General features: G+C 63.1%; 14 protein-coding genes. All 14 read left to right on the top strand.

Annotated features, from left to right (window positions below):
* Nucleotides 1-8: 8 nt before the first annotated feature.
* A complete protein-coding gene (locus tag CWO89_RS10895; RefSeq protein ID WP_130578623.1) occupies nt 9-1,022 on the top strand; it encodes a quinone oxidoreductase family protein in 1,014 nt (337 codons plus the stop codon).
* The gene (locus tag CWO89_RS10890; RefSeq protein ID WP_207234451.1) at nt 1,019-1,453 is read left to right on the top strand and encodes a PaaI family thioesterase; all 435 of its coding nucleotides are present in this window, start codon (nt 1,019-1,021) and stop codon (nt 1,451-1,453) included. The genes CWO89_RS10895 and CWO89_RS10890 overlap by 4 nt, the downstream gene beginning before the upstream one ends.
* Before the next feature lie 67 nt (nt 1,454-1,520).
* Nucleotides 1,521-3,125 carry an ABC transporter substrate-binding protein gene (locus CWO89_RS10885; RefSeq protein WP_130578622.1) on the top strand — a complete coding sequence of 535 codons (1,605 nt, stop codon included), beginning with the start codon at nt 1,521-1,523 and terminating at the stop codon, nt 3,123-3,125.
* Between the two features lie 16 nt (nt 3,126-3,141).
* Nucleotides 3,142-4,110 carry an ABC transporter permease gene (locus tag CWO89_RS10880; RefSeq protein WP_130578621.1) on the top strand — a complete coding sequence of 323 codons (969 nt, stop codon included), beginning with the start codon at nt 3,142-3,144 and terminating at the stop codon, nt 4,108-4,110.
* 4 nt (nt 4,111-4,114) lie between these two features.
* Entirely contained in the window at nt 4,115-4,960 is an 846-nt protein-coding gene (locus tag CWO89_RS10875; RefSeq protein WP_130578620.1) for an ABC transporter permease, read from the top strand.
* Between the two features lies 1 nt (nt 4,961).
* Entirely contained in the window at nt 4,962-5,978 is a 1,017-nt protein-coding gene (locus CWO89_RS10870; RefSeq protein ID WP_130578619.1) for an ABC transporter ATP-binding protein, read from the top strand.
* Nucleotides 5,956-6,945: an ABC transporter ATP-binding protein gene (locus tag CWO89_RS10865; RefSeq protein WP_130578618.1), complete on the top strand. Its 990-nt coding sequence runs from the start codon at nt 5,956-5,958 to the stop codon at nt 6,943-6,945. The genes CWO89_RS10870 and CWO89_RS10865 overlap by 23 nt, the downstream gene beginning before the upstream one ends.
* Before the next feature lie 26 nt (nt 6,946-6,971).
* A complete protein-coding gene (locus tag CWO89_RS10860; RefSeq protein ID WP_130578617.1) occupies nt 6,972-8,483 on the top strand; it encodes a class I adenylate-forming enzyme family protein in 1,512 nt (503 codons plus the stop codon).
* Nucleotides 8,480-9,241, top strand: a complete 762-nt coding sequence (locus CWO89_RS10855; RefSeq protein ID WP_130578616.1) for an SDR family oxidoreductase — start codon at nt 8,480-8,482, stop codon at nt 9,239-9,241. The genes CWO89_RS10860 and CWO89_RS10855 overlap by 4 nt, the downstream gene beginning before the upstream one ends.
* Nucleotides 9,242-9,492: 251 nt before the next feature.
* On the top strand, nt 9,493-9,957 hold the full coding sequence (locus CWO89_RS10850; protein ID WP_130578615.1) for an Lrp/AsnC family transcriptional regulator: 465 nt from the start codon (nt 9,493-9,495) through the stop codon (nt 9,955-9,957).
* A 273-nt stretch (nt 9,958-10,230) separates the two neighbouring features.
* Nucleotides 10,231-10,992 (top strand): STN domain-containing protein, encoded by a 762-nt coding sequence (locus CWO89_RS10845; protein ID WP_130578614.1) that lies wholly within the window; start codon nt 10,231-10,233, stop codon nt 10,990-10,992.
* A complete protein-coding gene (locus tag CWO89_RS10840) occupies nt 10,989-11,504 on the top strand; it encodes an RNA polymerase sigma factor (protein ID WP_130578613.1) in 516 nt (171 codons plus the stop codon). The genes CWO89_RS10845 and CWO89_RS10840 overlap by 4 nt, the downstream gene beginning before the upstream one ends.
* A 100-nt stretch (nt 11,505-11,604) precedes the next feature.
* Nucleotides 11,605-12,603 carry a FecR family protein gene (locus tag CWO89_RS10835; RefSeq protein WP_130578612.1) on the top strand — a complete coding sequence of 333 codons (999 nt, stop codon included), beginning with the start codon at nt 11,605-11,607 and terminating at the stop codon, nt 12,601-12,603.
* Between the two features lie 165 nt (nt 12,604-12,768).
* Nucleotides 12,769-13,068 (top strand): hypothetical protein (locus CWO89_RS10830; RefSeq protein ID WP_207234450.1); only part of this gene is annotated, 300 nt, incomplete at its 3' end.

Raw genomic sequence — 13,068 nt, 5'->3', positions numbered from 1 at the left:
ATGACAAGATGCGTGCCCTAGTCCTTCGCGAACATGGCGACAACGACAAGCTTCAATTCGTGCCCGATTATCCAACGCCGAAGGCGGCGGAGGGTGACGTCGTCGTGCGGGTCAAGGCCTCTTCGATCAACTACCACGATGTGTTCACCCGCCGCGGCATGCCCGGCATCAAGGTGCCGCTGCCGGTCATCATCGGCCTCGACGTAGTCGGCGAGATCGCGGAGCTTGGCGCGGGCGTCACCGGCTGGAAGGTCGGCGATCGCGTGCTGATTGATCCGGTCAACCGCGTCGAAGGCGGCTTGATGGGCGAGACCCAGGACGGGGGCCTCGCGGAATATTGCCGGGCCAAGGCGCACCAATTGGTTAAGATTCCCGACAATGTCGGCTTCGAGCAGGCGGCGGCGCTGCCGGTGGCCTACGGCACGGCGATCCGCGTGATGAACACGATCGGCAAGATCAAGCCGGGCGAAAAAGTACTGATCCTTGGCGCGAGCGGCGGCGTCGGCGTTTGCTGTGTGCAACTCGCGAAACTGGCCGGCGCCTATGTGATCGCCTGTGCCGGCAGCGAGGAGAAGGGGCGGCGGCTCAAGGAGCTCGGCGCCGACGAAATCATTCTCTACACGCAGACCGATTTCATGAAGGCAGTCTTCGAGCGCCACGGCAAGCCGCATCGCCGGCGCTTCGTTGAAGGCGGCGGCGTCGACGTGGTGGTCAATTTTACCGGGGGCGACACCTGGGTGAAGTCGCTTCGCTGCCTGAAGCTGGGAGGCCGTCTCCTGACCTGTGGCGCCACGGCTGGATTTTCGCCCACCGAGGACCTCCGTTTCATCTGGACTTTCGAGCTGCAGGTCCTCGGTTCCAACGGCTGGGAGCGCGAGGATATCGAAAAGCTGTTCGATCTGGTGCAGGCGGGCAAGCTGCAGGTCCTGATCGACAAGTCCTATCCGCTTGAACAGGCCAAGGAAGCGGTGCGCGTGATCGAAGATCGGGCGGTGTTCGGCAAAGTCGTGGTGACGCCGTGAGCAAGACAGAAGTCACCACGCTTACCGCGGCCGATATCCAGAAGATGCTGGATGTCTCGCCGTTCAATCTGTTCCTCGGTCTGACCGTCATGGACGCCGATCCGGTCAAGCAGGAAGTCACCATGCGCTCGGCGATGCGTCCCGAATTCGAGCGTCGTCCCGGCTCGAAGCAATGGCACGGCGGCGTGATCGCTTCCGTCATCGACACGGTCGGCGATTTTGCCGTCGGCATGATGGTCGGGCGGGGCCTGCCGACTGTCAATTTCCGCGTCGACTACCTCAGGCCTGCGGTCGATACGGCGCTGGTTGCAGTGTCACGCGTGCGGCGCGCCGGCAAGAGCGTCGGCGTCGCTGATGTCGATGTGTTCGACGAGAAGGGTTCGTTGCTCGCGATCGGAAGGGGCACCTATTCGACGCTGGATACAAAGTAACAGCGAGAACGGGACGGATGCGCGCTGCAATGAGGCCGGTTCGACGCAATCATAGAGGGGCCAGACGATGAGCAGGTTTTCGAGACGTGACTTTCTGATCACCACGGCGGGTGCCGCGCTCGCATCAAGCATGGCCGAACCTGCGCTGGCTGGGCTGGAAACGCCAAAGCGTGGTGGTACGCTGATCGGCACCTGGGGCGGCTTCGAGCCGCAATCCCTGTTCGTGCCGCCGGGCGGCGGCTCAAGTCCGTACTTCACCTCGACCAAGGTACTGGAGCGTCTGATCCGCCTGACGGTCGATCTGAAGTTCGAGCCGGTGCTGGCCGTCGACATCAAGCCATCGGCCGACTTCAAGAGCTACACGATCAAGCTGCGCGAGGGCGTCACCTGGCATGACGGCAATCCGTTCACCGCCGAGGATGTCGTTTTCAACGCGATGCAGTACTGGAAGCCGATCTCGGCCGGCGTCTCTCTCGATGCGCTCGAAAGCGCGGAGGCTACCGACCCGCTCACCGTGGTGCTGAAGTTCAAGGCCCCGGTCCCTGAATTCTTCCTCAAATCTGTGCTGGCCGGCAAATCCGGCTTGGTAATTCCAAAGCACATCTACGCCGGCAGCAACATCATCACCAATCCGATCAATAACGCGCCTATTGGTACCGGCCCGTTCAAAGTCAAGGAATGGGTGCGTGGCAGCCATGTCGAGTATCTGCGCAACGAGAAATACTGGAATCCGGGACTGCCGTATCTCGACCGCCTGGTCATTCGCTGGTGGCGCGATCCGGCGTCAAGGGCGGCTGCGTTTGAGGCAGGGCAGCTCGACATCGGAACCTTCAATCCGATCCCGATGCCGGATATCGCGCGGCTGGCCTCCGGTGGCAAGATTATCGCCGAGACCAAGGGATATGCGAACTCGGCCTGGGTCACCACCATCGAGTTCAACCAGCGCCGCGACATCTTCAACAAGCGCGAGGTGCGTCAAGCGCTGATGCAGGCCATCGATCGGCAGTTTATTGCGGACACCGTGTTCTTCGGCCGTGCGCGTCCCTCGCTCGGCGCCGTTCACAGTTCCAATACGATCTTCTTCACCAACGACGTCCAGGACTATCCGTTCGACGTCAAGAAGGCAGGGAAGATGCTGGATGCCGCGGGCTTCCCGGTGAAGGGCGGCTCGCGCTTCAAGCTCAGCCTGGTTTCGGCCGGCTGGTTCGAGGAGAACATCAAGATCGGCCAGTATGTGAAGCAGGCGTTCGAGGACCTCGATATCACCGTGGATCTCGCGGTGCCGGATCGAGCCACCTCGCTCAAGCGGATCTACAGCGATTACGACTATGACGTCGCGATCTCCAATAATTCCGGCGGCATCGAGCTCATCCCGAGCACGACGCAATATTACACCACCGACGGCATCGTGAAGGGCGCCGCATTCCGTAACGCGACCGGCTATTCCAATCCGAAGCTCGACGAGATCGTTGCCAAGATGACGGTCGAGACCGATGAGCCGAAGCGCATCGTGCTGGCCAAGGATTTCGATCGCCTGGCCACGATAGAGGCTCCGCTGCTTCCCATGGTCGATCTGGAGCCGGTGACGATTGTCCGATCCGACGTCCGCAATCACTCCGCTACCGCCGACTTCATGGGGGAAAGCTGGGCTGAACTCTGGCTCGATCGCTAGATAAGGGAGCACCGACTTGAACCGCATCGTGCTTCGCCGATTGGCTCAGGTAATCCCGCTGGTTCTGGCGGTGATCGTGCTCAACTTCGTGCTGATCCACCTCGCGCCGGGCAGCCTGTTCGACGTCATGACCGCCGAGCAGCAGATCTCCGATCCGGCGATGCTGGATCAGCTCCGTCACACCTACGGCGTCGACCAGCCGACCTGGGTGCAGCTCGCCAAGTATATCTGGTCGGTGATGCGGCTCGATCTCGGCTTCTCCTACCGGCAGAACGCGCCGGTGCTCAACGTGATCATGGACCAGTTGCCGGCCACTGTGATCCTGATGCTGGCGGCGACTTCGGTGGCACTGCTCGTGGGGGTCACGGCCGGTGTGCTGGCGTCCGTCAGGGTCAACACGATCTGGGACAATTTGATCTCGCTTGCGGCAGTGTTCTTCTTCGCCGCGCCAAGCTTTTGGCTCGGCATCATGATGACGGTGCTGTTCGCGGTCAAACTCGGCTGGTTTCCGGTCGGAGGCATGCGGACGATTGGAGCCGGCAACGGCGCGTTCGCCGATGCGCTCGATGTCATGCACCATCTGGTGCTCCCGGCGACGGCGCTCGGGTTGTTCTATGCCGCGACCTATGCGCGGGTGATGCGGGCCTCGATGCTGGAAGTGTTCCGGCTCGACTTCGTCCGCACCGCGCGCGCCAAGGGGCTCTCGCCGTCACGCGTTGTGGTCGCACATGTCATGCGCAACGCGTTGCTTCCGATCGTGACGCTGCTCGGCCTGCAGCTCGGCACCATCCTGGGTGGCTCCGTCGTGATCGAGGCCGTGTTCAGTTGGCCCGGCATCGGCAGCCTGCTGTTCGACAGCGTGATGAGCCGGAATTTTCCGATGGTGCTTGGCGTGCTCGTGCTTGGCTCGCTGCTCGTGGCGGTCGCCAACGCAACCGTTGATCTGCTCTATCTGCGGCTCGACCCGCGCATCCGGGCGAGGTAGGCGGATGCTCAGGCTCGGGATCGATTTTGTTCGTCGCTTCGCGCGCAACCGCGCCGCGCTGATCGGCCTTCTGCTCGTCATTGTCGTGATCGGCGTCGCGCTGGCGGCGCCTTGGCTGTTCCCGCGCAACCCCTTGCGCATCGTCGGCCGTCCCGAGATCTGGCCCTTTGTCAATTCGCGCTACCCGTTGGGCACCGACTCGCTCGGCCGGGACATCGCGGCGATGATCGCGTACGGCGCGCGCACGACGCTGTTGATAGGGCTATGCGCCAGCGTCACGGCGACGCTGATCGGGATCACGGTCGGCGCCACCGCCGCTTACTTCGGCGGTTGGGTCGATGAAATGCTGATGCGTTTCACCGAGCTGTTCCAGACCGTTCCGAATTTGATTTTCGTACTGACGATCGTCTCGATCCTCGGCCAGAAGATTGAATATGTCACGATCGCTGTCGGTATCGTTACATGGACTCCGATTGCGCGACTGACGCGGGCGGAATTCATGGCGCTGCGCGATCGTGAGTTCGTCCAGGCCTGCCGCGCCATGGGCATGGGAAACTTGCGCATCATGCTTGGCGAGATCCTGCCAAATGCGCTGCCGCCGGTGATCGTGCTGTCTTCGCTCGTGATAGCCGGCGCCGTGCTGTTCGAATCCGCGGTGTCGTTCCTGGGGCTTGGCGATCCCAACGTCTCGAGCTGGGGGCGGCTGATCGGCGATGGCCGGACCCTGATCCGCACCTCCTGGTACATCTGCGCCGTGCCGGGACTGGCGATCATGGTCACGGTGCTGGCGCTCAACCTGGTCGGCGATGGTCTCAACGATGCGCTTAATCCGAAACTCAGGGATCGCTGACATGGCGGCTGGCAACGGCCCGGTTCTCGAGATCGACCGGCTGAAGGTGTCGCTGTTCACGCGCCGCGGCGTGCTGCCGGCGGTGGATGGGCTGTCGTTGACGGTGGCGGCAGGCGAGACGGTAGCGATTGTCGGCGAGTCTGGCTGCGGCAAATCGCTGACCGCGCTCGCGGTCATGCGGCTGTTGCCATATCCGCCGGCGAAGGTCGTCGGCGGTAGCGTGCGTTTCATGGGCAGCGAGCTGACGTCCTTGTCCGATCGCGAGATGCGGCGGGTTCGAGGCAAGGACATCTCGATGATCTTTCAGGATCCGATGACCTCGCTCAATCCGGTCACCACCATCGGCGACCAATTGATCGAGGCGATTCAGCAGCACAATGACGTCTCGCGTGCCGAGGCGCATGCCCGCGCCGTCGAATTGCTGCGCCAGGTGCGCATCCCCGATGCCGAGCGACGGCTGAACGATTTTCCGCATCAGATGTCCGGCGGCATGAGCCAGCGCGTCATGATCGCGATGGCGATCGCCTGCGGGCCGAAGCTTTTGATCGCCGATGAGCCGACCACGGCGCTCGACGTGACGATCCAGGCGCAGATCCTTGCCTTGCTCAAGGAATTGCAAGCGAGTTCGGGCATGGGGCTGATCATCATCACGCACGACCTCGGCGTCGTGGCCGAGACCGCCGACCGCGTTGTGGTGATGTATGCCGGCCGCAAGGTCGAGGAGGCGCCGGTAGAGGCGCTATTCGAGCGGCCGCTGCATCGCTACACCCGCGGCTTGCTCGGTGCCACGCCTTCGGCGACGCGTCGGCGCGGCACCCGCCTGGCAGAGATTGGCGGCAGCGTGCCGCCGCTGTCGGACCTGCCGGCCGGCTGCGCCTTCCAGAATCGCTGTCCCGACGCATTCGATCGTTGCCGCGCGCAGAGACCGGACCTGATGTCGCTATTGCCGGGACGCACTGCGGCGTGTTTCGCCGCCGAAGAGGAGCTGTCGCGACATGCCGCTGTTGTCCGTACGTAGCCTTTGCGTTCAGTACCAGACCGCGCAGGGCACTGTGCGCGCGGTCGACGACGTCAGCTTTGAGCTCGAAGCCGGAGAAACCGTCGGCTTGGTCGGCGAATCCGGTTGCGGCAAGTCGACCCTCGGCAAGGCGATCATGCGGCTGGTCCCGAGCTCCGACGGCCGCATCGTGCTTGACGGGCGGGACATCACGAGCATGTCGAGCGGGCAGCTCAAGTCCCTACGCAAGAACATGCAGATGATCTTTCAGGATCCCTATGGCTCGCTCAATCCGCGCCATGACGTCGGCACCATCATCGGCCAACCGCTCAGCGTTGCCGGCTGGTCGCGCCGTGACATTCGCGATCGTGTTGCCGAGCTGATCAGGCAAGTCGGCCTGCCGGCGGATGCCGAGCGCCGCTATCCGCACGAGTTCTCCGGCGGCCAGCGCCAGCGCGTGGGCATTGCGCGTGCGCTCGCGCTGCGGCCGAAAGTCATCATCTGCGACGAGCCGGTATCGGCGCTGGACGTCTCCGTCCGCGCACAGGTGATCAATCTGTTGCAGGACCTGCAGCAGCAGACCGGCGTGTCCTTTCTCTTCATTTCCCACGACCTCTCGGTGGTCGAACACATCTCCGATCGTCTGATCGTGATGTATCTCGGCCGCATCGTCGAAAGCGGCAGCGGTGAAGAAATTTGGCGGCAGCCGGCGCATCCTTACACGCTTGCCCTGCTGGCGGCGGCGCCGATCGCCGATCCACGACTGGCGCGCGGCCGGGCCAAGCAGGTCTTGCAGGGCGAACTGCCAAGCCCGCTCGATCCACCCCAAGGCTGCAGCTTCCATGAGCGCTGCCCGATGGCGCGCGAGCGCTGCGGCAAGGAGCGGCCGGTACTGCGAAAGGTGTCCGGCAGCCGAATGGTGGCCTGCCATTACGACTTGCTTGAGCAGCCCGCCGAGTTGCCGCGGGCAGTGAGTGCGGCCAGTTAGCTGATACGAAAGACGGAGTTCTGCCGATGCGTTGGCACAATCTGGGCGATCTGATCGATCGCAGGGGCAACCTGGACAAGGAAGCGATCATCGATCTCGCCTTGCCCGGTGGCCCGAGGATCTATACCCACCGACAGGTCGATCAGCTCGCCAACGGGGTCGCAAAATATCTGACAGACCGTGGATTTTCCCGCGGTACGCATATCGCCATCCTGTCATTCAATCGCGCCGAATATGTCGCGGCTTATTTCGGCATCATGCGCGCGGGCTGTATCGCGGTGCCCGTCAATATCAAGGTCGCGCGCGATACCATCGACTATGTGATGGACGACGCCAAGATCGCGCTCGCCTTTGTCGACGGTGCGAACCGCCCTCAGGTGCGCGAGGGCATTCCGGCGATCGACTTCGACGACGTTGGGCCGAACGGTTTTGCCGCGAGCATAAAGCCCTTCGATTCCTTCGACAGCGTCGTGGCCGGGCCGGACGAAGTGGGCCAGATGCTCTACACCTCCGGTTCGACCGGCCGGCCGAAAGGCGTGCCGTTGTCGCATCTCGGTCAGCTCTGGGCGCTCTCCACCCGAACCAGCGGCGCGCTCAACGAAAGCGAGCGCTACATCATCGCGCAGCCGCTGTTTCACATGAATGGGTTATTCGCGACCAAGACAATCTTTGCGACCAACGCGTCCGTGGTGCTGCTGCCATCGTTCGAGACCAGGAGCTATATCGAGGCGATCGCCAAGTACAAGGCAACGGCGGCGACGGCCGTTCCCACCATGTGGGCGCGGGTGGTCAAGGAGCGCGAGCTGCTGGCTCAGAACGACATCACTTCCGTCAGGCGATTGATGCTGGGCTCGGCGCCGATGACGATGGGCCTGTGGGACAAGATCAAGCAGGTCCTGCCGAACGTCACGCTCTCCATCGGCTACGGCACCACCGAAGCCGGGCCCGCGGTGTTCGGGCCGCATCCAAAGGGCATTCCAACGCCGCCGCTCGCGCTCGGCTATCCTATCGATCCCGAGACCGTCAAGCTCATCAATGGTACCGAGAATGAGGGCGTGCTGTTGATGCGCAATCCTGCGCTGATGGATCATTATCACAATCTGCCGCAGCAGACGGCGAAGGCGATCACCGATGGCTGGTATTACAGCGGCGACGTGATGCGTCGCGACGGGAACGGCTTCTACTATTTCGTCGGCCGCGCCGACGACATGTTCGTCTGCTCGGGCGAGAACGTCTATCCGGGCGAGGTCGAGAAGCTGCTCGAACGTCATCCGCAGGTGCAGCAGGCGGCGGTGGTGCCGCTGCCGGACGAGGAGCGCAGCCAGGTCCCGGTCGCCTTCATCGTCACCCGCGCCGACGCCAAGCCGACCGCGGACGATATCCGCAAGTTCACGATCGCGAATGGACCGGCCTATCAGCATCCGCGCCGCATCGAGTTCGTCAATGAGCTGCCCTGGGCTGGCACCAACAAGATCGACCGCAAATCGCTGATTGATCGCGCCCGCCAGCTCGAGGCGGCGAAAGGCTGGTCGGCGTGAGCACGCTGGCAGGCAAGATTGCATTGGTCACCGGCGCCAGCCGCGGCATCGGGCAGGCGATCGCACTCAGGCTTGCAGAAGACGGTGCGATCGTTGCGGTTCATTATCACTCTGCCGAGGGTGCCGCGCGCGCTGTTGTCGACGCGATCGTCGCTGCCGGTGGGGCTGCGTTTGCACTGCAGGCCGATCTATCGGCGCGTGGCGGTGCCGTGGCGCTTGCCGCAAAGTTCACCGCGGAACTAACCGAGCGATACGGCAACACAGCGTTCGATATCCTCGTCAACAATGCCGGTGTCGGCAAGCGTGCGACGATCGAGGAGATTACGGAAGAAGATTTTGAGCTTCTGTTGCAGACCAATCTCAAATCGCCGTTCTTTCTTATCAAGGCTCTGTTGCCCCATCTCCGCGACGGTGGCCGCATCATCAACATTTCGTCGATGGGAACGCGCGCCGCTTACCCCGCCATGGCGGCCTATGCGCCGACAAAAGCGGGCCTGGAGGCGTTCAGTCGGCTGCTCGCCGTTCATCTTGGCGGGCGACAAATCACGGTGAACTCCGTGATGCCAGGCGCCACTGCGACCGACATGAACGCCAACGCGCGCGACCCCGTCGCCAGCCGCGCGGTTGCCAATTCGATTGCGCTTGGACGTGTCGGCCAGCCCGCCGATATCGCCAAGGTCGTCGCGTTCCTGGCGTCCGACGATGGCGGCTGGGTCACGGGCCAACAGATCGACGCCAGCGGCGGCCAGCGGCTGTAAGCCGCACTGCCGCCGGAACAGGCAAGGATTGGCCGCTTTAGCTGTCCGATGCCTCGCCTGGCGGGCTTTTCATCAGCAGATTTCCCATGAGGGCGCCTGGCTCGCGGCGGGGACGCTACACGCTGCCGCGAGATTGTACAGCGTCTGATGAAAGTTCATGCTAGCCGCAGCGTGCATATGGCAATAACATTCTTCAAACAAGGTTCACGGCAACCAAAACATTCTTTTCCCTCCTGGATTCGGAGGTTTGCATGCTCGACGACTTCGACCGCAAGATCTTGGCAACGCTGCAGGTGAATAGCAGCCTCTCGATGCAGGACATTGCCGAGCGGGTCGGGTTGAGTTCGACGCCCTGCTGGCGGCGGATCCAGAAGCTTGAGAGCTCCGGCTACATCAAACGCCGGGTGGCGCTATTGGACGCGGAAAAGCTGAACCTTGGTGTCAGCGTCTTCATCGCCGTCAAGACCAACCAACACAATGCGGAGTGGGCGCAGAAATTCCGGAAAATCGTCACGAGTTTTCCGGAGGTCGTGGATTTCTATCGCTTGAGCGGCGACGTCGATTATTTGATCCGAGCTGTCGTATCTGACATTCGCGCCTATGATGATCTCTACCAACGATTGATCGCAAAGATCGACTTGCACGACGTTTCGTCGATGTTCACGATGGAGCAGATCAAGTCGACCACCGAATTGCCACTTGCGAGTCTCGCGTGAGCGACTGAGGCGGGCACCCATGTGCCTGGGCTGGATCGTCGACACGGATACCGAGATGGGACACGACGGGGACATGGAAACCGGCTTCTGCCGCGGCGAAGCCGGACACGTGAGGGCTTCGGTTGTCGTCAAACCGTAATATTACGTCACTAGCGTCCGCCGCGCGTTGGCTTGGGATGTGCGCTGACGCGCAATTTGGACCGTCGGCGGGCAGGTCGTAGCACTGGGAAGCTGGAGCGGCTGTCCTGATCTGCGTGGGCGGGGACAGTGGTGATGCTTCGATCGGCCCAAGCCGAACTCAAACCGGATCGCGCCAAGCGTGTTGTCGCTGCGTCGGCCAATAGGCGGCTGGCAGCTTGGGCATGCGCGTTGACCGTCGCGGGCATGGCTGCGGGTATCGACATGGCCGCGGCTCAGACAAGGCCAGCGAATGCGCCGATCGAATTCAATATCCCCTCGCAACCGCTCGCCGCCGCACTCAGTCGCTATGTCGATGCGACCGGACGCGACGCCCTCTACGACACGAGCCTTGCGGCCGGCCGCCTCTCCGGCGATGTCCTGGGCGTGTTTGCGCTGGACGAGGCGCTCCGAAAGCTCCTGTCGGGCACCGGTCTGGCTGCCGAGTTCGTCGCCGAGACGACTTTCGTGCTGTTGCCAGAACCGCTCGCCACTCAGCAGGCGGCGCAGCAAACACGATCGCCAGAACATCGGCGTTACTATGGACAGATTCAGGCGAGCATTGCGGATGCTCTTTGCCGATCGGGCGGCGCGCGTCCGGGCAGGTATCGCTTCGCCGCCGTGTTCTGGATCGCGCCAGACGGTGCCGTCCAGAGATCCCAACGTATCGGGTCCACCGGCACGCCGGATGCCGATGAGCGGATTGATGCGACCTTGCGCAGCGTGCGGTTCAACGAGCCGCCGCCGGCGGGCTTCCTGCAGCCGGTCTTGATCTTGATCGTGCCGCAAGGGCCCGGCGTGGTGCAGGGTTGCGGCAAGCCCGATCCCAACCTCCGATCGGCCGGGACCCGGCCATGACCGAGAACGCCTTGACGATCATCCGCCGCCTGTTTGTCGATCGCTATGACGACCTCAAGGCGCGTCTGACTCAACGCCTCGGCTCGGCCGATCTCGCCGGCGATGCCATGCAGGACACGTGGTTGCGCCTGTCGCGCGCGGAATCGATTGGCGCCGTTCAAAGTCCGCGCAGCTATCTCTTCCGAATCGCGTTGAACGTGGCAGAGGATCGCCGCCGGATGGAGCGGCGTCAACGCATATCGGCCATCGAGATCGAAAGCCTGCTTGAGCTGCCCGACGATGCGCCGACGGCTGAGCAAACCATGTTGGCGCGGTCTGACCTGGAGGCATTCGAGGCGATCGTCGACGAACTCCCCGAGCGGCGACGGGTGATCTTTCTGGCGGCGCGGGTGGGCAATGTTCCCCGCCAGGAAATCGCCGACCGGCTCGGAATCTCCCGGCAGCTCGTTGCGAAAGAACTCCGCTTGGCACTCGAACATTGTCTGGCGCGCTATAAGGAATTGAAGGGTTGAGCGTGCACTTCCGGTCGCCGAGAATCGTCTTAGAGGCAAGAATTCCTGCAATCGTCGCCGGCGTTCTCACGGAAGAAGCCGCGAAAGGTGCAGCATCGAGATGAGCAAGGCACATCCAGGTCTGGATCCGGTAGAGCGGGAAGCGGTCGACCGGCTGCAGAAGCTCACATCCGGAGACATGACGCCGAAAGACCTGGCGGCGCTGGAACTCTGGCGCGCGCGCAGTCCTCTCCATGAAGCCGCCTTTTTGGAGGCGAAGCGCCTATGGCGTACGGCCGGTGCCGCCGGCCATGCTCTGTCGGATCCGGATGAAAGCTTTGTAGCCAAGCTCGATGCGCTGGGACGGCGCCGCAGGATGAGCCGTCGCGCGGTGTTGAGCGGCGGCGTCGCGGCACTTGCCGCGGTATCGGTCTACGGCGTGCTCGACCCGCCGTTCGGACTTTGGCCGTCATTGTCCGAACTGAATTCGGATTACCGCACCGGCACCGGCGAGCAACGCCATGTCACATTCGCTGGCGACGTGGCGATCGGCCTGAACACGCAGACGAGCCTGGCCATCCGTCCCGCGGAAGGAATCGAAGATCGCATCGAGTTGCTCTCCGGCGAGGCGTCGTTTGCAATATCGACGCGCCTGGCGCGATCGCTCGTGGTCCTGGCGGCAGACGGCAGGACGACCACCGAATCCGGCCGGTTCGATGTTCGCTACACCGCAAGCGGCGAGCGGTCCCCGGTCAGCGTGACCTGTTTCGAGGGCGCGGTGCGGATTGAACGTGGAACCGACGTGGTGGCCCTGCGATCTGGCCAGCGCGTGCGCTATGATCTTGCGGGACTGAGCCAGATTGCTGCAGTCGATCCGCAGCTAGCCTCGGAGTGGCAGCGCGGCATCGTCGAATTCCGCGGTACGCCACTCATCGAAGCCGTGGAAGAAATCAATCGATATCGGCCCGGCCGCATCATTTTGATGAACGCGGCCTTGGGCCAGAAACAGCTCAGCGGTCGCTTTCGCATCGATCAGATGAATGAGGCGCTGTTGGGATTGGGGCGTGCGTTCGGCGCAAAACTGCAGCGATTGCCGGGTGGAATCGTGCTGCTGAGCTGATTCGGGCGAGGGCGGGTAAAAAATTTCTCAAAAAAATCTTCCGAAAGCGTAGTCAACGGCCACTCGGGATTCGGTCTCAGCGGTGAGACCTCTCTTGACCCCCGAGGCGGCGGCGACATCCGGCTGCAGCGTCAGGGGCGTACCGTTGTCTGAAGGAGCCGCCCGATGTCCGCCCGTCCGTCCTCGACCGCCACCGGTCCCACGCGCCGCCATGCCCGTCACGCGGCGCTGCTGACCGGCGTCAGTGTGATGGCGCTGTTCCTGGCGAATGCGGCGGTGATGGCGCGCCCACTGGGCGGACAGGCGCCGACACCATCGGCGGCGGCGATGGCAGCATCGCAGTCGGCGGCGCAGGAGGCCGCGGCAGTCGCCCAGCAAAGCCAGGATGCGCTGGCGCGGGCCACGCGCGCCATCCAGGCGATGCAGGCGGTGCAGGATGCGGCGCGCCTCGCAGCGCAGGCCTCG

The organism is Bradyrhizobium sp. Leo170 (genome assembly GCF_004296405.1).
Classification (GTDB): Bacteria; Pseudomonadota; Alphaproteobacteria; order Rhizobiales; family Xanthobacteraceae; genus Bradyrhizobium.
Note: the sequence above shows the minus strand (reverse complement) of the source record. Positions and strands in the feature narration are given on the sequence as shown.

What these genes read in the sequence shown, in the direction of transcription:
- CWO89_RS10895 (WP_130578623.1), top strand. Translation starts at nt 9, where the DNA reads ATGCGTGCCCTAGTCCTTCGCGAACATGGCGACAACGACAAGCTTCAA.
- CWO89_RS10885 (WP_130578622.1), top strand. Translation starts at nt 1,521, where the DNA reads ATGAGCAGGTTTTCGAGACGTGACTTTCTGATCACCACGGCGGGTGCC.
- CWO89_RS10875 (WP_130578620.1), top strand. Translation starts at nt 4,115, where the DNA reads ATGCTCAGGCTCGGGATCGATTTTGTTCGTCGCTTCGCGCGCAACCGC.
- CWO89_RS10870 (WP_130578619.1), top strand. Translation starts at nt 4,962, where the DNA reads ATGGCGGCTGGCAACGGCCCGGTTCTCGAGATCGACCGGCTGAAGGTG.
- CWO89_RS10865 (WP_130578618.1), top strand. Translation starts at nt 5,956, where the DNA reads ATGCCGCTGTTGTCCGTACGTAGCCTTTGCGTTCAGTACCAGACCGCG.
- CWO89_RS10860 (WP_130578617.1), top strand. Translation starts at nt 6,972, where the DNA reads ATGCGTTGGCACAATCTGGGCGATCTGATCGATCGCAGGGGCAACCTG.
- CWO89_RS10850 (WP_130578615.1), top strand. Translation starts at nt 9,493, where the DNA reads ATGCTCGACGACTTCGACCGCAAGATCTTGGCAACGCTGCAGGTGAAT.
- CWO89_RS10845 (WP_130578614.1), top strand. Translation starts at nt 10,231, where the DNA reads ATGCTTCGATCGGCCCAAGCCGAACTCAAACCGGATCGCGCCAAGCGT.
- CWO89_RS10840 (WP_130578613.1), top strand. Translation starts at nt 10,989, where the DNA reads ATGACCGAGAACGCCTTGACGATCATCCGCCGCCTGTTTGTCGATCGC.
- CWO89_RS10835 (WP_130578612.1), top strand. Translation starts at nt 11,605, where the DNA reads ATGAGCAAGGCACATCCAGGTCTGGATCCGGTAGAGCGGGAAGCGGTC.